General features: G+C 59.0%; 18 protein-coding genes. 6 read left to right on the forward strand and 12 right to left on the reverse strand.

The window, feature by feature from the left end:
- Nucleotide 1: 1 nt before the first annotated feature.
- The 3 genes from PspR84_RS14055 to PspR84_RS29480 all read right to left on the reverse strand — a co-directional run bounded on the left by PspR84_RS14055 (nt 2) and on the right by PspR84_RS29480 (nt 2,808).
- Nucleotides 2-1,132 carry an acyl-protein synthase gene (locus PspR84_RS14055; protein ID WP_160057724.1) on the reverse strand — a complete coding sequence of 377 codons (1,131 nt, stop codon included), beginning with the start codon at nt 1,130-1,132 and terminating at the stop codon, nt 2-4.
- Between the two features lie 11 nt (nt 1,133-1,143).
- Nucleotides 1,144-2,391: an MFS transporter gene (locus PspR84_RS14060; RefSeq protein WP_160057725.1), complete on the reverse strand. Its 1,248-nt coding sequence runs from the start codon at nt 2,389-2,391 to the stop codon at nt 1,144-1,146.
- Nucleotides 2,392-2,667: 276 nt separating this feature from the next.
- Nucleotides 2,668-2,808 (reverse strand): hypothetical protein, encoded by a 141-nt coding sequence (locus tag PspR84_RS29480; protein WP_007918111.1) that lies wholly within the window; start codon nt 2,806-2,808, stop codon nt 2,668-2,670.
- Nucleotides 2,809-2,966: 158 nt separating this feature from the next.
- Here PspR84_RS29480 and PspR84_RS14065 point away from each other — a divergent pair, with 158 nt between their 5' ends.
- The gene (locus PspR84_RS14065; RefSeq protein WP_038363103.1) at nt 2,967-3,155 is read left to right on the forward strand and encodes a hypothetical protein; all 189 of its coding nucleotides are present in this window, start codon (nt 2,967-2,969) and stop codon (nt 3,153-3,155) included.
- 18 nt (nt 3,156-3,173) lie between these two features.
- On the opposite strand, the gene PspR84_RS14070 is transcribed toward PspR84_RS14065, so the two are convergent.
- On the reverse strand, nt 3,174-3,551 hold the full coding sequence (locus PspR84_RS14070; RefSeq protein WP_077572726.1) for a fe2+ zn2+ uptake regulation protein: 378 nt from the start codon (nt 3,549-3,551) through the stop codon (nt 3,174-3,176).
- A 1,364-nt stretch (nt 3,552-4,915) separates the two neighbouring features.
- On the opposite strand from PspR84_RS14070, the gene PspR84_RS14075 reads away from it, so the two are divergent.
- Nucleotides 4,916-7,240, forward strand: coding sequence for an acylase (locus PspR84_RS14075; protein WP_160060089.1), 2,325 nt, complete (start codon nt 4,916-4,918; stop codon nt 7,238-7,240).
- Between the two features lie 56 nt (nt 7,241-7,296).
- Here PspR84_RS14075 and PspR84_RS14080 read toward each other — a convergent pair whose 3' ends face one another.
- Nucleotides 7,297-8,298 carry a FecR family protein gene (locus PspR84_RS14080; protein ID WP_160057726.1) on the reverse strand — a complete coding sequence of 334 codons (1,002 nt, stop codon included), beginning with the start codon at nt 8,296-8,298 and terminating at the stop codon, nt 7,297-7,299.
- Nucleotides 8,299-8,450: 152 nt separating this feature from the next.
- Here PspR84_RS14080 and PspR84_RS14085 point away from each other — a divergent pair, with 152 nt between their 5' ends.
- Nucleotides 8,451-8,720 carry a PepSY domain-containing protein gene (locus PspR84_RS14085; protein ID WP_160057727.1) on the forward strand — a complete coding sequence of 90 codons (270 nt, stop codon included), beginning with the start codon at nt 8,451-8,453 and terminating at the stop codon, nt 8,718-8,720.
- 67 nt (nt 8,721-8,787) lie between these two features.
- On the opposite strand, the gene PspR84_RS14090 is transcribed toward PspR84_RS14085, so the two are convergent.
- A complete protein-coding gene (locus PspR84_RS14090; RefSeq protein ID WP_160057728.1) occupies nt 8,788-13,626 on the reverse strand; it encodes a DUF6543 domain-containing protein in 4,839 nt (1,612 codons plus the stop codon).
- 216 nt (nt 13,627-13,842) lie between these two features.
- On the opposite strand from PspR84_RS14090, the gene PspR84_RS14095 reads away from it, so the two are divergent.
- Nucleotides 13,843-14,883 carry an Ldh family oxidoreductase gene (locus tag PspR84_RS14095; protein WP_160057729.1) on the forward strand — a complete coding sequence of 347 codons (1,041 nt, stop codon included), beginning with the start codon at nt 13,843-13,845 and terminating at the stop codon, nt 14,881-14,883.
- A gap of 179 nt (nt 14,884-15,062) precedes the next feature.
- Here the strand turns inward: PspR84_RS14095 and PspR84_RS14100 are convergent, their stop codons facing one another.
- A complete protein-coding gene (locus PspR84_RS14100; protein WP_007917413.1) occupies nt 15,063-15,380 on the reverse strand; it encodes a DUF883 family protein in 318 nt (105 codons plus the stop codon).
- A 154-nt stretch (nt 15,381-15,534) separates the two neighbouring features.
- Here PspR84_RS14100 and PspR84_RS14105 point away from each other — a divergent pair, with 154 nt between their 5' ends.
- Complete coding sequence (locus PspR84_RS14105) at nt 15,535-15,789, forward strand: hypothetical protein (protein WP_007917411.1); 255 nt, start codon at nt 15,535-15,537, stop codon at nt 15,787-15,789.
- A gap of 4 nt (nt 15,790-15,793) precedes the next feature.
- Here PspR84_RS14105 and PspR84_RS14110 read toward each other — a convergent pair whose 3' ends face one another.
- Nucleotides 15,794-16,702 carry a LysR family transcriptional regulator gene (locus PspR84_RS14110; protein WP_160057730.1) on the reverse strand — a complete coding sequence of 303 codons (909 nt, stop codon included), beginning with the start codon at nt 16,700-16,702 and terminating at the stop codon, nt 15,794-15,796.
- Between the two features lie 84 nt (nt 16,703-16,786).
- On the opposite strand from PspR84_RS14110, the gene PspR84_RS14115 reads away from it, so the two are divergent.
- Complete coding sequence (locus tag PspR84_RS14115) at nt 16,787-17,710, forward strand: carbon-nitrogen hydrolase family protein (RefSeq protein ID WP_160057731.1); 924 nt, start codon at nt 16,787-16,789, stop codon at nt 17,708-17,710.
- 135 nt (nt 17,711-17,845) lie between these two features.
- On the opposite strand, the gene PspR84_RS14120 is transcribed toward PspR84_RS14115, so the two are convergent.
- From PspR84_RS14120 to PspR84_RS14135, 4 genes are all read right to left on the reverse strand, one after another.
- Nucleotides 17,846-18,391 carry a GNAT family N-acetyltransferase gene (locus PspR84_RS14120; protein WP_160057732.1) on the reverse strand — a complete coding sequence of 182 codons (546 nt, stop codon included), beginning with the start codon at nt 18,389-18,391 and terminating at the stop codon, nt 17,846-17,848.
- A gap of 53 nt (nt 18,392-18,444) precedes the next feature.
- Entirely contained in the window at nt 18,445-18,918 is a 474-nt protein-coding gene (locus PspR84_RS14125; RefSeq protein ID WP_160057733.1) for an LEA type 2 family protein, read from the reverse strand.
- 67 nt (nt 18,919-18,985) lie between these two features.
- Nucleotides 18,986-20,452: a nucleobase:cation symporter-2 family protein gene (locus PspR84_RS14130; RefSeq protein ID WP_123450049.1), complete on the reverse strand. Its 1,467-nt coding sequence runs from the start codon at nt 20,450-20,452 to the stop codon at nt 18,986-18,988.
- Between the two features lie 132 nt (nt 20,453-20,584).
- On the reverse strand, nt 20,585-21,478 hold the full coding sequence (locus PspR84_RS14135; RefSeq protein ID WP_160057734.1) for a LysR family transcriptional regulator: 894 nt from the start codon (nt 21,476-21,478) through the stop codon (nt 20,585-20,587).
- Nucleotides 21,479-21,551 lie beyond the last annotated feature (73 nt).

A 21,551-nucleotide genomic window follows, 5' to 3' on the forward strand; every position in this document is an offset into this window, starting at 1 on the left:
GTCAGTGCCCCCCCAGCAATTCGGAAGCGGCCATCGCACAGCTTCTACTGGCCGTGGTGCCTGCGCGACCTTGCAGTTCGAACCAGTCACTGGCGAGGCCGCAATCACAACTCGACCCGGGATGCAGCGTCGCCAGATCGCTCATGACCACCGCGTGCGCGGGGCTGGACGAGATGTAGGGGGAGACGAATCCCAGCAAGCCTTGCTGACCGTAGGGCTGGATGGAAAAATCCTGCGGATTGCGCACGTAAGCCTTGGCGTAAACGGGGACATGAAAATGATGCTGGGCACATTCGATGTAGGGCACCGCATGCTCGACGGCGCCGTAACCGTCGCGGCACTGCGACAGTTCGATGCCCAGTTGCCGGACGATACGCCCATACAGTTGTTGTTTTGGAATTTCCTTGCTCGCGAGGGTTTTCCAGCCACCGCCGAAAAACACCAATGAATCACTTGGCAGTTTCAGCGCAGGCACGCCGGTGGCCTGCATCTGCTGCAAGGTCTGCCAAAGAAACGCCGGGAAGCCGAAAATGCGCACAGGCAGGCCTTCTTCGGCGAACGATTGCAGAGCCGCGATGACCCCGAACACATCGAACTGGTGGCCATCGCCGTTGCAACGCAAGGCGTAGACAACTCGGTTGACGGGCGCAAAGCGGCAGAGAAATTGGTCGGTGAAGGACGTCCCCAGTGTGATCGCTCCCTGCGGTTCGTAGCTCAGCAGCAAGTAGTTGCACGGCGTCTGCGCTGAATGCCAACCGTAATGACTAAAGATTCGCTCGACCATGAACTGCGCGGCCGACAGACTGCGCGGGTCATAGCGCATGCGGCTTTTTTGGCCACTGGTGCCGGACGATGTCAGTTCCAGGGCATTCTCTGCGGTGGGGCTGAGCAGCATTTGCTGCTTGAAAAAATTGGCCAGAATCGGCGGGAGCCGGGACCAGTCATCGAGGCTGTCCAGATCCTTCACATCGAGGCCGTTGGCGTTCAGCCAATGTTCATAGCCGGGAGTGTGCTGGCAATGAAAGCGACTGATCTCGGTCATGGCCTGATCGAACAGGCCTGCTGGCACGGAAGCCGGGCAATAGGGGTGTGGCAATGCGCAAAGCGCATCGCTGGCGGGGAACTGATTCATTCAATACTCCTTTATTGAGTAGAGGCGGAGTCGGGATGTTTGCGTTGCAACAAGCCGTGCAACAGGGGCAGGCACATCAGGCCACTGAAGGCGGCGCAGAGTGCGAAGAGTTCGAGTTGGGTGCCGCCGCCGATGGCGGCAATCAGGGAGCCGCCGAGCCCCATCACCGCAATCGAAATCATGCCGGCCAGCGCCGAAACCAACCCCTTGCTGTCGTCGCTGGCAAACAGCGCCAACCGATACAGCGCAGCGTTGCTCATTCCCAGCCCGACCGCGTACAGCCCCAGACTGGCAACCACTGCGCCCAGTCCGGCACCTGACAGCGCGCAGGCAATCAATGCCATAAGACCCAGACCAAAAGGCCAGAGCGCCAACCGGATCAACCGGGACAAAGAATGCGTGTCCAGCAAGCGGTCGAGGATCAGATTGCCGGTGATAACGGCAGAAAAAACCGGAATCTGCCACAAGGCATATTCCAGCGGCGTCAGCCCGAGCAGCTGGATCAGCAGCAACGGTGCCAGGCCGATCCAGGCGATCAGCGGCAGGCTCATGAGCCCCAGTGCAAGACTGGCAGCGAGGAAGCGACGATTACTCAAGAGGGCTCGGTAGCGCTGACCGGTCTGGCGCCAGGAAAAACGTACGGCGGCCTGCACTTGCCCATCGTGGCGAGTGACCCCGACCGTTTCCGGCATGCAGACGAAAAGCCCCAGCCAGACCATTGATGCGGCAAAACCCAAGCCCAGAAACAGTTCGCGCCAAGACAGCCACTGCAGCAAGACAATGCCCAGTAGCGGCCCCATCAGCGGTGAAAGCAGCGCGATATTGCCGAGCAGCGCCATCAAGCGCACCGCATCGGCCTCGCAGAATACTTCCTGAAGGGCGGGATAACTGACCGCGACCACGAAACCCAGGCCCATGCCTTGCAACAGTCGCAGCAGATTGAAGGTTTCAATGTTCTGAGTGGCAAATGCACTTGCGCAGGCCACCGCGAACAATGCGCAGCCGATCAACAGTACCCGCCGCCGGCCCCATTGATCGGACAGCGGCCCAATCAGCCATTGCAGGCAGACTCCGCCGATCAGATACAAGTTGAACGCGTTTGGAACATGTCGTACATCGGCCTGAAGTTCTGTTGTCACACCCAACATGGCTGGCATGATCAAGTCACTTGCCATATACGTCAGAAGTTCAAAAGCACTCAGTGCCAAACAAAATCCGAGTACTTGCCGTGGCCCGATCGCTATAAGTGTTCTCTGCATAAACGTCCCTGTCAGTAAGTGGGAGAAAGTTGGCAGAGACTAGTTGCAGAGGCTTGTGTCACCTATTCTTTTGCTGCGACATTAGATTTCAAATGCTTGCAACTTGTTTAGCAAGTCCGCTTTGCTTGTCAGGCAAGTTTCAACTGCGCGCCAGAAGCCGTCGGCAAAAAACAGAAAAGCCCGCAACAGGGCGGGCTTTGTTTGAAGTTGATCGGGCTTGTTGATTTCCTGCCTCAATCTGTTTGTGGGTAAGCGGGCAGGGCGAACAATCCTGTTCTAGCGATGTTGGTAATAACCAGGGCCACCCTGGTAATAACGGTGGTGATCGTCATGCCAGCCGCCGTGGGGGAAGATGATGCAGCCACTCAGGGTCAGCAGGGCAAGAACGGGAATCAGCCAGGTGATTCGACGCAGCATTTTGAAAATTCCTCATGGTTACGCCGTCATGAAGCCAAAACTCTTCATCGGCTGTAACATGAGACCCCGATTGCAGCGGCGCATCCCCGTAGAACGGTATGTGCATGGCATGCAAACGGATACAAAACGGATACATTTCAACGTTTCAGGAAGCCGTAATGACCCACAAGCAACGCTTGATTTATTCGATTCTGATCGCCGTGTCGGTCCTGGCCATCATGCTTGGTCTGTCCTGGCTGCAAAACGCCGGCATGATTTCGGAGAAGACTTTCCAGTTCGTCGCCATCGGTGTGGCGGTGATCGTGGTCGTCATCAACGGCGTCATGCGCCGCAAGGTCAAGCCTTGACGGCGTTTGCCGCACGATTCAATCGTTGTTGAGGACTGCCGCAGCCTGTGGATGCAGGCTGTAGCTCTTGTCTTCATTGAAGGTGATCACCCCTTCGGCGCACAGACGCTTTAGCACTTCGCGCACACTGAGGAATGACAGCGGAATATCCAGGTCCAGCAATTGGCTGTGGACGCCGCGCACGCCCAGACGCCGCTCGCTTTGTGCGGCGACCAGCAGGGCATCAATGACTTTCAGACGAATCAGGCTGGTGCGCAGCCCGAAACTTTTCAGCAGCAAGCGGATGCGTTCGTTACCGTGACGCTCGACGCGTTGCCCGAAATCGCTCGCGTGGGGGCTCATGGAAACTCCTTTGGGTGCCTGGCTACCGTCCGTTGGTAGTTGCGAGTTGTACATGCGATTACTCCTTTTCAGAGCCTGATCGGGGAGGGTTTTTTTGCTCTCTCTAAACAAGACGTTTCAGCACGACAAATCATGAAAGAAAAAATGTAGAAAATTTGTCGGGGGTTTGTCTTTTTCTTGTGATTGCGGGTTGGAATTGGGTTGGCCTTGGCGGCCTTTGGGCCGACCATGCTGTTGGGTTTTGGGGGAATATCCGTTGCTGCGGGTGTTGCCGCTGGCGGTTTCGCTCTTACAGCGAGTCCCTTTGGCAAACGCCCCAAAGGAACCAAAGGTCTGGGCCCCGGCGTTCGGCCCTCGCCGTGGCTCGGGTTCCTTCGTTACGGGATCTATCCGGGGGCATCGCCTACGGTTTGCTTCGCTGCACCTCCTCTCGATGCATTCGACTTCGTCGAACGGTCGCTGCGCTCCCACCCCCGGATAAATCCCTCCACTCAGCCTGCCGAAGGGGCCAGCACGGCAAGATCAAAAGCTGCAGCCGAGCTAACGCTCATCCTGTTGAGTGGTGAGGAGCGGGGAGGGTGTAGTTTTTGATTTGTTTCTGGGTTCGAGTGCGGCTCGGTTTTTTATGTAGGCGCAGCTTCCCCAATCACCTCGGTCAGTTCCCTCTCCCTCCGGGAGAGGGCTAGGGTAGGGGCTTTTGATTTGCTTCCGAATTTGAGTGCGGCTCGGTATTTCATGTCGCTGTATCTCTCGCCATCACCTCGGTCAGTTCCCTCTCCCTCCGGGAGAGGGCTAGGGTGAGGGGCTTTTGATTTGCTCCGAATTCGAGTGCGGCTCGGTATTTCATGTCGCGGTATCTCTCGCAATCACCTCGGTCAGTTCCCTCTCCCTCCGGGAGAGGGCTAGGGTGAGGGGCTTTTGATTTGCTCCGAATTCGAGTGCGGCTCGGTATTTCATGTCGCGGTATCTCTCGCAATCACCTCGGTCAGTTCCCTCTCCCTCCGGGAGAGGGCTAGGGTGAGGGGCTTTTGATTTGCTCCGAATTCGAGTGCGGCTCGGTATTTCATGTCGCGGTATCTCTCGCAATCACCTCGGTCAGTTCCTTCTCCCTCCGGGAGAGGGCTAGGGTGAGGGGCTTTTGATTCTGCTTTGGGGGGGGGGGCGTGGAGAGCCTAAATTTTTTCCTCTGACTTCGTTTCTTCGACAGGCTCATTGCGCGTGGACGCGTGGGTGTTTCCAGGGTGGGTCCGCGTCAGCGCCGGACCCGCTCTTTGGCATGTCGATCAGGAGCGAGCGTGATTATTTCCAGACAGTTAACGGGATTGAAGCAGCTGCAAGCTTCGAGCTTCGAGCGGCAAGTTGAAAACTTCGGTTCGAATGTCAAATATGGCTTTTGCTCGAAGCTTGTCGCTCGCAGCTTGCAACTTACAGTGGCCAGCACGGTTTTTGGTCTGAGTTGTTCAGCCCATGCGTTTAGCCCGGCCACGGATGTCAGCGCCGATATTCGCCGCACTGCTTTTGGCGTGCCGCATATCCGCGCGCAAGACGAGCGCGGGCTGGGTTTTGGCATCGGCTATGCCTATGCGCAGGACAATCTGTGCCTGTTGGCCAACGAGATCGTGACGGTCAACGGCCAGCGCTCACGTTACTTCGGCCCGGATCAGTTCACCGTCGAACAACGCGAAAACCGCGTCAGCGATGTGTTCTTTACCTGGCTCAATACGCCTGAAGCGGTCAGAGCATTCTGGCAGGCGCAACCTGCGCAGGTGCGTGATCTGGTCGAGGGCTATGCGGCCGGTTACAACCGTTATCTGGCCGAGCGCCGTCCGCAAGGCTTGCCGCAACAGTGTCAGGGCGAGTGGGTGCGAGAGATTGCACCGGAAGATCTGGTGAAGCTGACCCGCCGTCTGTTGGTCGAGGGCGGTGTTGGCCAGTTCGCCGAGGCCTTGGCCGGTGCTACACCGCCGCATGCGAGCGCCGCAATCGAACAAAACTCGCAGGCCTATCAGTTGGCCGATGCGCGTCAGCAGCGTTTTGCCCTGGACCGTGGCAGTAACGCTGTCGCGGTGGGCAGCGAGCGCTCGTTCAACGGGCGCGGGATGTTACTGGCCAATCCGCACTTCCCTTGGGTCGGTGGCATGCGCTTTTATCAGATGCACCTGACCATTCCGGGCAAGCTCGACGTCATGGGCGCTGCCTTGCCAGGCCTGCCGATGATCAATATCGGCTTCAATCAGCACCTGGCCTGGACGCACACGGTCGATTCATCGAAACATTTCACACTCTATCGTCTGCAACTCGATCCGAAGGATTCCACGCGCTATCTGCTCGATGGCAAATCTCTGCCATTGAACAAGCAGACCGTCACCGTGCAGGTGAAACAGGCCGACGGGCAAGTGGTGCCGGTCTCGCGTGATGTCTACAGCTCACAATTCGGGCCGATTGTGCAATGGCCGGGCAAGCTCGACTGGGACAACCAGTTCGCCTACAGCTTGCGCGACGCCAATATCGACAATGATCGGGTGCTGAACCAGTGGTACACGATGAATCAGGCGTCCACACTTTCGGAGCTGCAGGATTCGGTGCACAAGATTCAGGGTATTCCGTGGGTCAACACCCTGGCCGTCGATGACAAGGGCCAGACGCTGTACATGAACCTGTCGGTGGTGCCAAACGTCAACGCCGAGAAGCTAGCCAAGTGCAGCGACCCGCGTATCGGCACACAAATGATCGTGCTGGACGGTTCCAACAGTGCGTGCGCATGGGACATCGACCCGCAAGCTGCACAGAAAGGCATTTATGCCTCCAGCCAACTGCCGCAACTGCTGCGCAAGGATTTCGTCCAGCACTCCAATGACTCGGCATGGCTGGCCAACCCGGCGCAACCGCTAACCGGTTTCTCGCCGTTGATCAGTCAGGATGGCCAGCCGCTGGGCTTGCGCGCCCGGTTTGCTCTGGATCGTTTGAGCACGCTGAGCAAGAAAGGGCCGTTGGCGGTGAAGGATCTGCAGCAGATGGTGATGGACGATCAGGTGTATCTGGCGACGCAGGTGGTGCCGGATCTACTGAAGTTCTGTGCCGCGGACCTTGGCGCCGATGCTCAGGCCCTTAAACCGGTTTGCGTCAGCCTCAAGGCCTGGGATGGCCGGGCCAATCTCGATTCGGGCGTGGGCCTGGTGCACTTCCAGAACATCATGCAGGCGTTGCAGGCTTCGCCGGATGTCTGGCGCGTGGCGTTCGATCCCAAGGATGCGCAACACACTCCGCGTGGCCTGGCCGTCGAGCAGCCGGCGGTGGCCAAGGCATTGCGTGAGGCCATGCTGGCGTCGGTCGAATCGACTACAAAAATGGGTCTCAAGCCGCAAACCCGCTGGGGTGATATCCAGGTGGTCAGCAGTGGCGGGCAACAGACGCCGATTCACGGCGGGCCGGCTACCCTGGGAATCTACAACGCCATCCAGAGCGTGCCCCGTGAGGACGGCAAACTCGAAGTGGTCAGTGGCACCAGCTACCTGCAAGTCGTGACCTTTGACGACAAGGGCCCGCACGCCCAAGGGCTGCTGGCGTTCTCGCTGTCGAGCGATCCTGCGTCGAAGTATTCGCGGGACCAGACCGAGGCGTTCTCGAAGAAGCAGTGGAGTGTGTTGCCGTTCACCGAACAGCAGATTCAGGCTGATCCGCAGTATCAGGTGCAGACTGTTCGTGAGACGTTGGACAAGGCGGGGAACGTTGCCGCTCAATAAACCCGAGCGTTAGTGGCGACGAGCCTGAAGGCCGCATCCTGCAAGGGTTGCGGCCTTCAGCTTTTTGGCGGCTGTTGCGGTATCGAGTTGATCACCGGGTTACCTTCCTTGTTGCGGCTCAGGTAGACCGGGAGCACCTTGGGCAGGCTGTTGGCGAGGTTGTTCAGCTCTTTGATGTTGTAGATGCCACCCACGCGAATCGAACCGGTGCTGTTATCAGCCAGTTCGAGTGGATTGCTCAGATAACGGTTGATCAGTGGCAGTGCTTCGCTCAGCGCGAGGTTATCCAACACCAGTTTGCCGTTGCGCCAGGCCAATGAACTGTCATCGGAGTAGGTCTGGCTGATCTGCGGCATGTAATCGCCTTGCTTGTAGCGCGCCTGCATCGACGGGCCGAGGCGCAAGCCGTCACCTGGCAATGAACGATTGCTGGTGACCAGCACCGAACCTTCGATCAGGTTCACGCGCACCTGGTCCTGATACATCCAGACGTTGAACCGTGTTCCCGTGACCCGAATATTGCCTTCGCCTGCGCGGACGACAAACGGGTGGGCCGTGTCGTGACTGACCGTAAAGAACGCTTCACCTTTTTTCAGGGTGACGCGGCGTTCGTCCTTGTAATTGCTGAAGGTCAGATCGGTGTTCAGGTTCAGTTCGATCTGGCTGCCGTCACTCAGTGTGACCTGCCGGACATTATCGGTGGCGGCGAAATGCTCATAGCTGTCGGGCAGCCAACCCAGGTTCCAGCCAGTGTAAGCGGCCAGGGGCAGGGCGAGCGCACAGACACCGGCTGCAATAGCGAATTGACGCCATGAGCGCGAAGGTCGCGGGGCTGGCACGACTGACGCAGATTCCGGACGAGGCAAGTGTTCCGCCACGTCCCAGATTTCCAGCATGGCTTCATATTCGAACGCATGCAGTGGATGTGCGTCGTGCCATTGCTTGAATGCGCGATGCTCTTCGTCCGTGCAGTCGGCGGCGTGCACACGCATGCACCAATGCGCAGCGGCATCGGTGATCGCATCGTATTCGGCTTCCGAGAGGGTGTCTTGGGTCATTGACTCGTCCTGATTTCGCACATTCTAACCTTGTCGGGAAGTGGCCGAGAACATCCGTCATGGCATTTACCCATCAAATTGGAACTTATTTTTCGCTCCGGCACCCAAAAAGCAGGACGCTTATGAACACTATCCACAAATGGAGTGAAAAAATGATCAAAAAGACATTCGCAGCGTTAATTGCCACCGCCAGTTTGCTCAGCGCTGGTGCCGCGTTGGCCGATCGGCCGGGTGCGGGCTGGATCACCATCGAAAAAGCCATCGAGACCATCAAGACCAAGGCCGGTTATGTCGAGGTTTATGAGATCGAGGCCGACAACAACGGCTACTGGAAGGGCGAGGGGCGCAAGGCTGATGGCGTTGTCTACGAGTTCCGCATCGACGGCGCGTCGGGCAATATACTGCGGGATCAGAAAGACTGATCAACGCGCCCGCCGCTGATTGGCAAAAGGCGCAGGTTTCGACCTGCGCCTTTTTTTTGCGCCTGTTTCAGGGCAGCGGCACCGGGTCAAGTTGCCGGCCCATTTCGCAGACCAAACGGGCAATCGAATCAGCGTTGCGCAAGATCACGTCGATACGAACATCGGGTGAACCCTGATCCAGAAACGCATCCCGAGCCTTCTCCATATCAGGGCTGCGGGTCAATGTGAGGATTTCCTTGCCGAGGTCCTCGCCCCCCACAAACTGATCCAGGTCTACGAAGGAATCTTCTTGCCTGCTCCATCGCGCAAACAGTTCATCGCGAGGTGTTGTGATGGACAGGGCATCGGCCTGGAACCGCACCAGCTCCTCCTGAATGGCCCGCCCATATGAGGTGAGGGTGGTGATCAGGTCGTGAAACGGTCGGCGCGCCTCCAGCGAAGCGATATCTTCAGCGTTGGAAAACTGATGGGCAAACTCGTGGATGAGTGTCGCCGCTTGGGCATGGCCATCAATGTTGAAATCGGCAGGCATGACCGGTTTGTACCCATCGAGTTGCGGGTGAAAGAAGTTCTCGGTGAAATGCACTTTTTTCTGGTCGTCGTTGTTCAGCACAAACGCAATGATCGAGGAAAAATAGGTGTTGGAGCCGACCACGAAGCGTTCGGTATTCATCAGGTCATCGTCAGGGTCCACCAACGCCTTGCAGATGGGCACGATCGCTGTGTTGAGTTTGCTCAGCAGGTTCAGATCAACCTGGGGAACACCGAAAAACACCCTGAGAAAGCCGTCCAGCCGCGTACCGGGTACGTTGGCTTTCAGTTGCGCGAGGTTATGCAGGCAGTTGAAAGCATAAAAACGGGCGAGGTCGACGGCGTGCTGGATAACACGGGCCTTATGCGGATAATTGCGCCGGATTTCGTTCATGCCCATCGCCTCGATATTGATCAGGGCACGGCGATCCTGATTCACACTGTAGCGTTTGTACAAGGTCGACATGGCTTTGCCGTAATGCACCGCATGGCGGTCGGGCGCCAGCAAAAGTCGCGATCCCACCTGGGTCAATGACGGGCCGGCGATGCCGTCATTGACCATCTGCCACATGGCGCCTGGCTGTTTTATCTGCACAACCTTGCCATCAACGGCGGTGTAAGTACGCCTGCTGACCGGGTCTTCGAAAGTGCCTTTTTTAGTCTGGCGCTTGAGGTCTTCCAGTGCCACGGCGGGCGTTTCAAAGGTCTGCAGTTCAGTGCGCCAGGGCGAAGTGATCTTCAGCTGCGACCAGGCAGCGGGCGCTGGCGCGGGCGGCTTGGAGGTCGTGTCGATAATGTCGCTCTCTTCAGGCGGGGACGCGGTAGTCGTCGCTGCAGCAGTGGCTTCCGTGGACTCGATACTCAGCCGCCCCAGGCTGATCATCTGGATGGCACCTTCGATAAACGACTTCAACGCGCGAGACCAGTGATGATCCTGCAGGTTTTCCGCCGAATCCTTGAACGCTTTGTAGGCCTGCCATAGAAACGTTACGTACGAAATTTTGCCCGGCAGCAGCCCTGCGGTTACCTGGAAACCTCGACTGAACAGGTGCTTCGCAGCCTCCCAGTCGGCTTGTGCATGGCTCTTCAACTGACAGGCGAGCAACTGGGGCAGGAGCTTGAGATTGTCCGCGTAGAACCTGTGCAGGAGATTGCCGGTGATGGCGTTGCTCGACACAGTCATCTCACTGGTTTCACCCTCGCTCGATTGCAATAACCCTGTAAACACCGATTGCTGCGCGGCCGGCAGTCGGCGAATCAGCAGATCCTGAAAGACGCCCGGCGTGTTTACCGCGGCGATAAGGCTGGCCTCGTCAGTGAATTCTCGTAGCACCTGATCGGCATACGGCGCGTACAGCACCAGTGGCCCTGGATGGCCCTTGCCGGGGCCGATCACGTACAGACCCAGGGTTTGCACCGCGCTGGCGCCGGCGGTTTTGATCAGTGACAAAGGCGAGACGATGGCATGGGCGCCCTCAACCGCGGCACGTGCGATGCCGTCCGGCATGTCGAGCACCTGACAGAGTTGATCGAACGCACCACTCGACAACTGTTGTTGTAGCTTCAGTTCATGGGCGTGCTGCAGCAATTGCCAAGGCAACTGGCGAAAGAAACGCTGTTGGCGTTCGTCGGCCTCGGCGTGGCCAGCCGACAGCGCGGCGGTCACGGCGTTGGCGTAGGTCGTCGGTATATCCAGTGACAGCAACAGTTGCCGTACCGCGTTTTGATCGAGATCAGGCGGCAACGCTTTCGCGGTTTTCGAGATGACCGAGAAGCCTGTGCCTTGGGCGATGTTGACGTGGTTAAGGGCAAATTCGCTCAGCATGCGGGCGGGACCCGCCAAAGCCAGGTTGGGAATGATCTCGATGTCCTGCGGGTCGAGTTGCTGCCCGGGAAATCGTCCATCGAGGAGCGTTTTCAGCGTTTTGTTGACGTAGTCGGGCAGGGCGGTCAGGCCGCTGAGGTAATCCTTGTGGTCGACGACGCTGTGACGCCATTGCTCCAGCAGTTCGAGGTGCATTTGCTGCTCTTCGACTTGCGCCATGCCGAGCCAGGCGGGAAGTGACTGCTGTTGATTGATCGCCTTGGCGAGGTCGATGCCGCGCAGCAGGTTGGTAGCAATAGGCGTTTTTTTCAGACCATTGAGTGTCGGAGTCAGTCCGGACTGGTCTTTGAACCACTCGCGCGCGCGATCGCAACGCGCAAGGAAGTGCTCAATGCCGGATTGCACGCGGTTGTGCAGCACATTGTCTTCGATCAGGCGCAACGCGCCCAAGGTGTAGTCCTGATGGAACAGCCAGTCCTCGGGGGCCAGGTTTTCCAGCAGCGACAGGCGTCCGACACTGTCCTTCAGGCGTCGCTCCAGTGCCCGTCGCGCACGGGTAACTCTCGGGAAAACTTCCAGCCCCTGAGCGGGCGTCCACACAATCGCCCGACCTGAATGCACGTCGTCAAGACCACCGCGCTCGGTCAGCAAGACACAGTGAGCCAGTGGCAGTGGCGCCTGGGTCTTGGGGTGCTGCACTGTGAGCGACCAGGCGTCAGGGCGAAAGCCATTGAGTGAACGCCGAGTGTCACGGCTCGGTTGATCAGGATGGAACACGGTATCGACAATGGCCTGCGCAGCCGTGTCGAGCGAGCCACTGAGCACTCGTAGCGCGGCTTCCCCTGTGACGCCGACAAACAGTGAGTGGGCGAGTTTGTCCTTCATGTTTTCAAGAAAGCGCCGTTGCAACGTCGGCGTCACCAACGGCTGGCTTCTGAACATGCCCGTGAGCAAGGCATCGATTCCCGAAAAGGACCGAATCACCTCTTCTGCCTTGTGGGCGAGCACCACGGACGGCTGCTGGACGCCGGCCAGTACCGGCCGGGTCGACCAGCGTTCGCCGGCGTCCAGTTCCAGCAAGCGCTCATGAACCATCGCGCGGATGTCCAAGGCCTTGTCGAACAGAGCATGGATATCCACGGTGCCATCGCTTTGCCGGAACACTTGCGTGGCGTAGGCAATGTTTTGCCGCTGCTTGGTGATGATGGCTTCGAACAATACTTTGAAGGTCTCGCCACCGATGTTTTCTCCGGTGACATGCGGGTGGTCGAAGCCGACGAAGCGTTTGCGCTCTTCGAGGTTCAGCAGCCCATACAGCTCATCCTCGTGACCGGGGGCGCGGAATTTGCTCAACACGGTGTTTTTCAGATCCAGATAATCGTGCAGGACTTGCAGGCCCATGGTCGGCGTGTAGAGGCACGCGTTGGCTTGAGTGATCATCAACGATCCCGCGAGTTCGACGTAATTGGGCTCGTACTCCCACAAGCGCACGTTCTCGATGGTCGGGCGGCGTGCCGGCACCGCTGTGGGTTTGATGATGTGATGCAATATGGCGAACTGCGTGGCGTCGATGATCCCGCTTTCGCGTTTGATCAACAGTTCGGCGCGAGCCTGTTCCTCCAGTACCTGACTGAAAAAAGCGCGGCGCGCGGATCCCGCGATGGCCGGCGAGCTCCAGTATTTTTCCATTTCGCCAAACAGCAGCACCTGGAGTTTTTCCGAGGCTTGCTTGAGCGCGTTTTCCCATAGCGCCTGATCGCCGGCAAACGCTGCGCGCCCGGGGTTGGAGAATTCGTGCAACTGCTCGGCAGGCCATTGCGGGTGCCGATAAAACATCAGCAGTGCTTCGCTTAAACTCATGGAGGCGTGCCAATGCTTGTTCGCTACCGCCGTGGAGCGGGTGTCGCCGGCAGACGCATCGGTATAGAAATTCACCCGGGTGAGGGCCTGGCGGACGTTGGGAAAGTCCTCGCGCAACAGATTATCGAGGATTGTTTCCAGCAGGGACGAGAGCGATGGCAGTTGCTTCAATTCGCCAAGTACAGCCTCGGCATTGAGGCGCTGGGCGGCGCGAACAACTTCGATCTGGGTGTCGAAAATATCGTCGTCGAGGGTTTCGTAGGTCAGGGTAATGCCACTCTGTTCGGCGACGTTTCTGCGCTCGGATAACGCCAGAAACGCCAGAATGTCATCCTCTTCATCGGCTTTGTTCACGCGTATTTCGAGCAAGGTTTTAAGGGTTTTCAGGTCTTCGTATTGTTTGATGCCCTCGTAGGGCGTGTAGAGAATCGCTCGTTTGTCCTCTGCGTTTTCACTGAGGATAAAACTGCCCGCCAATGTGACGGGGGCCAGTTTGCCGGCATTGAGGCGGATACGTTGGGCATGCATCGGCGGGGATTGTTTGCTGCGCATCGCATGGGTGGCCAGTTTGATATGGGCGAGCCATTTGAAGTCCGCCTCGTCGAGGCCGTGGGTTTTGCGCAGCGATGGCCACAAGCCGGGCGAATTCAAGGTTTCGGAGAAAAACAGGGGGGACGCCGGTTCAGACATGATCAAGCCTCGGTAGGGCGCGCGTGTTCGGCACGCAAGTGAGGCCCAGCCTACAAAGCACAGGTGCTGCGTCGGTGGTAGATAGTTATCGCACTGGCGGCGAAGTTTGCTGATCTCACGGCCAAGGGTTGACAGGCAGTTGTCAGGGCATGGTTAATCGGCGAGCAAGTCGTCCGTACGCTGTTGTTCCCTCCAATAATCATTCTGGAGCTTCAGATGTCTGCGCCACACGATCAGGTGTCCTCTGCTGTCTCGTCCTCGTTATCCCTCGAAGCGCTGACGCAATTGCTTGAAACGATTTTCCTGCGCCACGGTACCTCCGCCGACGTCGCGCAAGTACTGGCCGCCAACTGCGCCGGGGCCGAGCGCGACGGCGCCCACAGCCATGGCGTGTTCCGCATGCCCGGGTATGTCTCGACCCTCAAGAGCGGCTGGGCCAACGGCCAAGCGGTGCCACACGTCGAAGATGTCGCGTCGGGATTTGTCCGTGTCGATGCCGGCAACGGGTTCGCTCAACCGGCACTTGCCGCCGCCCGGCCGTTGTTGGTGGAGAAGGCGCGCAACGCCGGGATTGCCGTGTTGGCGATTCGCAACTCTCACCACTTCGCCGCACTGTGGCCGGACGTCGAGCCATTTGCCGATGAAGGTCTGGTGGCGCTCAGCGTGGTCAACAGCATGACCTGCGTGGTGCCCCACGGCGCCGACCGGCCGCTGTTCGGCACCAACCCGATCGCGTTCGCCGCGCCACGGGCCGGTGCGGCGCCGATTGTCTTCGACCTCGCCACCAGTGCGATCGCCCATGGCGACGTGCAGATTGCTGCGCGCAAAGGTGAGCGGCTGCCGGCCGGGATGGGCGTGGACAGCCTCGGTCAACCGACTCAGGATCCCAAGGCGATTCTTGAGGGCGGGGCGTTGTTGCCGTTTGGCGGCCATAAAGGCTCGGCGCTGTCGATGATGGTCGAACTGTTGGCCGCAGCGCTGACCGGGGGGAATTTTTCTTTCGAGTTCGACTGGTCCAATCATCCTGGGGCGAAAACGCCGTGGACCGGGCAATTGTTGATCGTCATCGACCCGAGCAAAGCCGCCGGGCAGAGTTTTGCCGAGCGCAGTGGGGAATTGGTGCGGCAGATGCACGGCGTCGGGCTCAAGCGTTTGCCGGGGGATCGTCGGCATTGGCAGCGCAGCAAGTCGCTGGCGGAGGGGATTGTGCTGGATGGGCAGACATTGGCGCAGTTGCGTGAGTTGGCGGGGGTGTGAGCGAAGAGCAAAGGCCCCTCACCCTTACCCTCTCCCGGAGGGAGAGGGGACTGACCGCGGTGAATGGGCGAGGTACGCCGACGTGGGATACCGAGCTGAATTCAGGATTTGAACAGCAAAAATCAGGCAGGCATAAAAAAGGCGAACCCAGTGGGTTCGCCTTTTTGTTTGCGTTTGACTCAGCGACGGCCGAGCAGCAAACCGACCACCAGACCGAAACCGGCGGAGATCGCCACGGTCTGCCATGGATGACCGCCAATGTAGCTTTCGGTGGCATCGACTGCCGGTTTGGTGCGGTCACGTACACTCGAGACCGAATCCAGTGCCTGCTGCAGTTTCAGGGCGATTTGTCCGCGCAGCGTTTCCGCTTCTTCGCCGACCAGTGAGGCGCTGCTCTTGAGCAGTTTGTCGGACTCTTGAATCAGAGCCTGAAGTTCGCTGAAGGCCTGATCCTTGATTTGATCTTCGGCGGCTTGCACGGCGGATTTGCGGGCCATTGGGTGACTCCTTGCAGTTGAATGGACAGTGATCAATGGAGTGTGGCGCTTGCTGAAAAGTTGCACTGAATTTAGGCCAGAAAGAAAAACCTGCGCGGGAGATTTCCGTCGAGCGTGTAAGATGTCGCCATTTTACGCAGCAGGATAATTCCCCATGAGTTTCAATCTGGCCGACAAATCCCTCGCAGAGCGCGCTGCGCTGGAAGACGAGAAATCCCGTCTGTTCGAACTCTGGCAGAACAATCTGGGCAAAGCCAAAGGCGAAGCCGCGCGTTTGTTCGGCGAGCGCGGCAAGCGCAAAGGCAAATGGGCCGAGTGGGTCCGCGCGGAACTGGACGGCATGTCGCCGCCGGAGTTCGCCAACATGGTGCGCAGTGAAGTCAATCGCCTGATGGCCGCCAACAAGTAACGCCTCAACTGAACGTCGCGGCAATCGCTTCACGCACTTTGACCACCACCGGATCGATCTGCGTGCTGGTGCGCCAGCCCAGTTCGATCGGATAGCGCGGCAACTTCAGCGGGCAGGGCAGCAGCGCCAGACCGCTGAGTGCTGCGATGCTTTCGGCGGCATGCGCCGGAATCGTCGCCACCGCCCGGCTGCCCTTGAGCAGATACGGCAACGCGGCGAAATGCGTGGTCGAGGCGCACACCCGTCGACTCAGGCCCAGCGCCGCCAAGCCCTCATCGGTGATCCCGATAAAACCGCCGGACGACACCAGGATGTGCTCGCGGGCGACGAATGCCTCAAGATCAATCAACTGCTGACCGGGCGCAAGGCTCGCTGGATCGACCAGACACGCATATCCACCTTCGCCCAACACCTGACGGCTGAGCAAACGCTCGGCAAAGCCACCAGCAGTGATTGCCAGGTCGATACTGCGCTCCATCAGCGCGCGGGCGACGATCTGGCTGTGGGTCTGACGAAAGATCAGGCGCAGCTTCGGCGCACTGCGGGCAATTTCCTCGATCAGGCGGCGACCGTAGGCAATCTCGAAGTCATCCGACAGCCCGACTGTGACCGAACGGCCCTCGTATTGGTTGGCCGCCGGGTCGACCATTGCCAGGCTCTGCCGGCATTTGTTCAGCGCTTCGCTGACCACCGGTTTCAATTGATTGGCCTGGAGCGTCGGCGCCAGTCCGCGGCCGGTGCGCACGAACAACTGATCGCCGTAGACCTCGCGCAACCGGCGCAGCGCCGCACTGACCGCCGATTGCGTGACGCCCAGACGCAACGCTGCGCGGCTGGCGCTGGATTCTTCATGCAGGGCTTCAAAGACTTTCAGCAGATTGAGGTCGACGGTGGCGATATTCATATGGCTCATATCATTCAGCAGTGAACGGGGCTTTATTCATGATCGCGTGACGCCGCAGAATCAGCAACCACTGAACCTGATGGAGTTACCGCGATGGCCAAATCAATCGTTGCTGCGCTGCAGATCGGCGCCTTGCCCGAAGGCAAAGACGCGACTCTGGAACAGATTCTCAGTTGGGAAGGCGCGATCATTGAGTCCGGAGCGGCATTGGTGGTGATGCCCGAAGCGCTGCTGGGCGGGTATCCGAAAGGCGAGGGTTTCGGCACGCAATTGGGTTATCGCCTGCCGGTAGGGCGTGAAGCCTACGCCCGTTATTTTGCCAATGCGATCGACGTGCCCGGTGCCGAGACCCAAGCACTGGCCGGCCTGTCGGCGCGCACCGGGGCTAATCTGGTAATCGGTGTGATCGAACGCTTCGGCAGCACGCTGTATTGCACCGCGCTGTATTTCGACCCGCAGGCCGGCCTCGTCGGCAAACACCGCAAACTGATGCCCACCGGCACCGAGCGGCTGATCTGGGGCAAGGGCGATGGTTCGACCTTGCCGGTGTTCGACACCCCGGTTGGCAAGCTCGGCGCCGTGGTGTGCTGGGAAAACATGATGCCGCTGCTGCGCACGGCGATGTACGCCAAAGGCATTGAAGTCTGGTGCGCGCCGACCGTGGACGAGCGTGAAATGTGGCAAGTCAGCATGCGCCACATTGCTCATGAAGGCCGCTGCTTTGTAGTCAGTGCCTGTCAGGTGCAGGCTTCGCCCAATGAAATGGGTGTGGAGATTGCCAATTGGCCGGCGGAGCGACCGCTGATTGCCGGTGGCAGCGTGATTGTCGGGCCGATGGGCGATGTGCTGGCAGGGCCGTTGCGCGGGGAGGCGGGGTTGCTCACGGCTGAAATCGACACCGATGAACTGGTGCGTGCGCGCTATGACTACGATGTGGTCGGCCACTATGCGCGGCCGGATGTGTTTGAGTTGTCGGTCGATGAACGCGTGAAACCCGGGGTGCGATTCAACACATAACCCACTGGCTGACACAAAACCTGTAGGAGTGAGCCTGCTCGCGATAGCGGTCTGCCAGACACCATAATCGTTAACTGACAGATTGCTATCGCGAGCAGGCTCACTCCTACAATGGATCGGTGGTGTGTCTGGGAGTCAGTGGCGTTGCTGCCATTCTTCGCGGGTGATTTCCCACAGCTCCCGCGGGAAACGCCCACCGACGAAATCGCCTTCATCGGTACGGATCAAGCGCATCCCCGCGCGCTCCGAGAGCTTGCGCGAGCCGATGTTCGGCGCGGCTTTCGGCACGCGCATCACTGGGCGTTGCAGAACGTTGAACCAGTAATTGGTCACCGCCGCGCTGGCTTCAGTCATTAAGCCCTTGCCTTGCCACGCCGGGGCCAGCCAGAAGCCGCGGTGGTTGTCCGCCTGATCCATCAGGCTGATCTTGCCGATCAATAGTTCCGGTGCCGATTTCAGGCGGATCGTCCAAGGCCATTCCTTGCCCGCCGCAACCGCCGGCAAGACAATGTCGCGCAGATAGGCGAGGGCACCGTCCTCCGGGTACGGCCATGGCACGGCAGCGTTCAGATAGCGCACCACGTCCCAATGCGGAAATTCGCGCTGCACGGCGTCGGCATCGGCCAGTTGCAATGGGCGCAGGATCAGTCGTTCGGTGTACAGCGTCGGTATGTCTTCCATAAACCTGCAGCCTCCATGACTGTCTTCAATGAACGAAGCAGGTTAGCGCATTTTTACCAGGTGGCGGCGGTAGCCTTGGGCAGGCTGAGCTTGCCGCTGTCGACAAAACGCATGGTGCCAAACAGACCGCCGGCAAGCTTGCCGCGCAGCACATAGGGGAGGTTGTCGAGGGTTTGCGTCTGGCTCAGGCCCAAGGTCTGGCGCAGCACCGAGAACGCCGAGATGCTGACCGGTACTGTGACGATGCTTTCGGAAAAGCGTGGGATCGAACCGCTCTGATCGCTGACACCGGACGCTAACGAGTGGCCGTTGACCTCCAGATCCAACGCGATGCCGTTGTAATCAATGGCCGTCTCATTGGGGTTCTGTACGCGAATCTTGATGGCGAAGCGCACTTCCAGATCCTGACTCGGCAACGGCTCGAGACCGACCACGTTGATGTTGACCGGATCACGGTTGGGGAATAGCGCACAGGCGCTGAGCGACAGCAGGAGCAGTGACAGAATGACGGCTTGGAAGCGGCGCATAAACAGTCTCTCAACAAAAAAGGGCTGAACCGTCTCCGGCTCAGCCCTTTCTAGCAAAGGCCAGACGTTAGCGGTTCAACTGTGCGACAGCCGCCGCCGGGGCAGGTTCACCTTTGGCCGGCATGTCCGGGTTTTCCATGACCTGAAGAATTGAAGCTTCCGGATCGAAATCGTCTTCTTCCAGCTCGATGAACTCTTCCGGCAGGAAGATGTTCAGCACGATAGCGCACAACGCACCGACGGTGATTGGCGATTCGAAGATGTTGCGCAGCGCTTGCGGCAACTCGCGCAGGACTTCCGGGACCGCCGCGATGCCCAGGCCCATGCCTAGCGAAATCGCCACGATCAGCATATTGCGCCGATGCAGGCCGGCCTCGGCGAGGATCTTGATCCCGGCCACCGCGACGGTGCCGAACATCACCAGTTCGGCGCCGCCGAGTACCGGTTTCGGCATCAGTTGCAATACCGCGCCAATCATCGGGAACAGCCCCAGCAGCACCAGCAAACCGGCAATGAAGAAGGCCACGTAACGGCTGGCCACGCCGGTCAGCTGAATCACGCCGTTGTTCTGCGCGAAGGTCACCATCGGCATGCTGTTGAACACGGCAGCCATCGCCGAGTTGAGGCCGTCGGCGAGCAGGCCGGATTTGATCCGACGGATATACAACGGGCCTTTGACCGGTTGCCGCGAGATCATCGAGTTGGCGGTCAGATCACCGGCAGCCTCCAGCGGCGACACGAGGAAAATCACCGCCACCGGCACGAACGCCACCCAGTCGAAGTTGAAACCGTACTTGAACGGCACCGGCACGCTGACCAACGGCACCTCGGGCATCGAGGCGAAATCCACCGTGCCCATCAGCCACGCGACCACATAGCCCAAAGTCAGGCCGATAACGATCGCGCCCAAGCGCAGAAACGGCACGTCGACGCGGTTCAACACGACGATAGTGCCGATCACCAGCGCCGCCAGAAACACATGGCTGGCCGCACCCAGATCCGGCGCGCCGAAGCCGCCGGCGATGTCGGTCATTGCCACTTTGATCAGCGACAGGCCCATCAACGTGATGATGGTGCCGGTGACCACCGGGGTGATCAGCATGCGCAGTTTGCCGATGAACTGACTCAACACCACTTCGATGAAGGCGGCGAAAAAGCACACGCCGAAGATCGTCGAGAGAATTTCATCGGTGCCGCCACCGCGCGCCTTGACCATGAACCCGGCGCTGAGAATCACGCTGATAAAGGAAAAACTGGTGCCTTGCAGGCACAACAATCCCGAACCGACCGGGCCGAAGCGCTTGGCCTGAACGAACGTGCCGAGGCCGGAGACGAACAGCGCCATGCTGATCAGGTAGGGGATTTCACTGTGCAGACCGAGGGCGCCGCCCATGATCAGGGTCGGGGTGATGATGCCGACGAAGCTCGCCAATACGTGTTGCAGCGCGGCAAACACGGTGGCAGTCAGGTGTGGGCGGTCGTTGAGACCGTAGATCAGGTCGTTGTTGCGCGGGGCTTTTTCAGAGGCGGTCATGGTGTTTTGCGCGCCGCGAGGCGGGGCCGGGTCAGAAAATGGAGGCGCAGGATGCCGGAAGAGGGCGGCGAGGGCAACGAGCAATAACTGCCTGAAAGGTCAGGTTTTTCGGGTGTTGCCCGCTAAATCGATTCATGCAAATGCGCTGAGCAGATCTTCTTCAAACGCCTTTTGCGCATCCCCCGGCACCTGTGCCCGATGCCGGGCCAGATGAAACCCCACCTCGAAACTCAACTCGCCCTCACGAATTGGCCGCAGCAGGCCCTTTTCCTGCCAGCTCCGCGCATAGTGATCCGGCAGATAGCCGACATGTTTGCCGGACAGAATAAACGTCAGCGTGCCCTCAACCTGCTCCGAGCGCGCCGAGCAGACCTTGCCCTGAAACGGTTCGTCACTGCGAAAAAACCGATAGGGGTGATCGACCCGGTCGCAGGTCTGCAAGGCTGCATCGCTGGGCTTCTCATCGGTAAACAAGGGATGGCCGGCAGCGCAGTACAGATGCTGGGTTTCGCTGAACAACTGCTGATAGTCGAAGGCACTTTGCACTTGCGAGAAATAACCGATGGCCAGATCCAGCCGCTGTTGTAACAACAACCGTTCCATCTCGCCGGGCATGGCACTGATCAGTTCGATGCGCACCGACTCATCACGCTCGCGAAAGCGCCGGATCGCCACCGCCACCCGTTGCAATACCGATTGATCGACCGACTCGGAAATCCCCAGACGCACTTCACCGATCAAACGCCCGGCGACGCCGTTGGATTGATGGCGGAAGGTTTCGATCGATTCAAACAATGCACGCACCGCGATCAGCAATTGCTCGCCCTTGGGCGTAACGCTGAAACCAGCCTTGCCACGGCTGCATAAACGGTAACCAAGGCGGGTTTCCAGTTTGGCCATTTGCTGGCTGATGCTCGATTGGCTCAGGCCCAGATCACCTTGGGCAGCGCTGAAGCCACCGCACTCGACCACCCGCACAAACAAGCGCAACAGCTGCAAATCGACGTCGTGCAATTGACCCAACATCACATTACTCCGGGATAAAGTCAGGATAATTATTCGGCTATTTTTCTAATGTATCCGACGACGCATCCTGCAA

Source organism: Pseudomonas sp. R84 (assembly GCF_009834515.1).
GTDB lineage: Bacteria > Pseudomonadota > Gammaproteobacteria > Pseudomonadales > Pseudomonadaceae > Aquipseudomonas.

What these genes read in the sequence shown, in the direction of transcription:
- PspR84_RS14055 (WP_160057724.1), bottom strand. Translation starts at nt 1,132, where the DNA reads ATGAATCAGTTCCCCGCCAGCGATGCGCTTTGCGCATTGCCACACCCC.
- PspR84_RS14060 (WP_160057725.1), bottom strand. Translation starts at nt 2,391, where the DNA reads ATGCAGAGAACACTTATAGCGATCGGGCCACGGCAAGTACTCGGATTT.
- PspR84_RS29480 (WP_007918111.1), bottom strand. Translation starts at nt 2,808, where the DNA reads ATGCTGCGTCGAATCACCTGGCTGATTCCCGTTCTTGCCCTGCTGACC.
- PspR84_RS14065 (WP_038363103.1), top strand. Translation starts at nt 2,967, where the DNA reads ATGACCCACAAGCAACGCTTGATTTATTCGATTCTGATCGCCGTGTCG.
- PspR84_RS14070 (WP_077572726.1), bottom strand. Translation starts at nt 3,551, where the DNA reads ATGTACAACTCGCAACTACCAACGGACGGTAGCCAGGCACCCAAAGGA.
- PspR84_RS14080 (WP_160057726.1), bottom strand. Translation starts at nt 8,298, where the DNA reads ATGACCCAAGACACCCTCTCGGAAGCCGAATACGATGCGATCACCGAT.
- PspR84_RS14085 (WP_160057727.1), top strand. Translation starts at nt 8,451, where the DNA reads ATGATCAAAAAGACATTCGCAGCGTTAATTGCCACCGCCAGTTTGCTC.
- PspR84_RS14090 (WP_160057728.1), bottom strand. Translation starts at nt 13,626, where the DNA reads ATGTCTGAACCGGCGTCCCCCCTGTTTTTCTCCGAAACCTTGAATTCG.
- PspR84_RS14095 (WP_160057729.1), top strand. Translation starts at nt 13,843, where the DNA reads ATGTCTGCGCCACACGATCAGGTGTCCTCTGCTGTCTCGTCCTCGTTA.
- PspR84_RS14100 (WP_007917413.1), bottom strand. Translation starts at nt 15,380, where the DNA reads ATGGCCCGCAAATCCGCCGTGCAAGCCGCCGAAGATCAAATCAAGGAT.
- PspR84_RS14105 (WP_007917411.1), top strand. Translation starts at nt 15,535, where the DNA reads ATGAGTTTCAATCTGGCCGACAAATCCCTCGCAGAGCGCGCTGCGCTG.
- PspR84_RS14110 (WP_160057730.1), bottom strand. Translation starts at nt 16,702, where the DNA reads ATGAGCCATATGAATATCGCCACCGTCGACCTCAATCTGCTGAAAGTC.
- PspR84_RS14115 (WP_160057731.1), top strand. Translation starts at nt 16,787, where the DNA reads ATGGCCAAATCAATCGTTGCTGCGCTGCAGATCGGCGCCTTGCCCGAA.
- PspR84_RS14120 (WP_160057732.1), bottom strand. Translation starts at nt 18,391, where the DNA reads ATGGAAGACATACCGACGCTGTACACCGAACGACTGATCCTGCGCCCA.
- PspR84_RS14125 (WP_160057733.1), bottom strand. Translation starts at nt 18,918, where the DNA reads ATGCGCCGCTTCCAAGCCGTCATTCTGTCACTGCTCCTGCTGTCGCTC.
- PspR84_RS14130 (WP_123450049.1), bottom strand. Translation starts at nt 20,452, where the DNA reads ATGACCGCCTCTGAAAAAGCCCCGCGCAACAACGACCTGATCTACGGT.
- PspR84_RS14135 (WP_160057734.1), bottom strand. Translation starts at nt 21,478, where the DNA reads ATGTTGGGTCAATTGCACGACGTCGATTTGCAGCTGTTGCGCTTGTTT.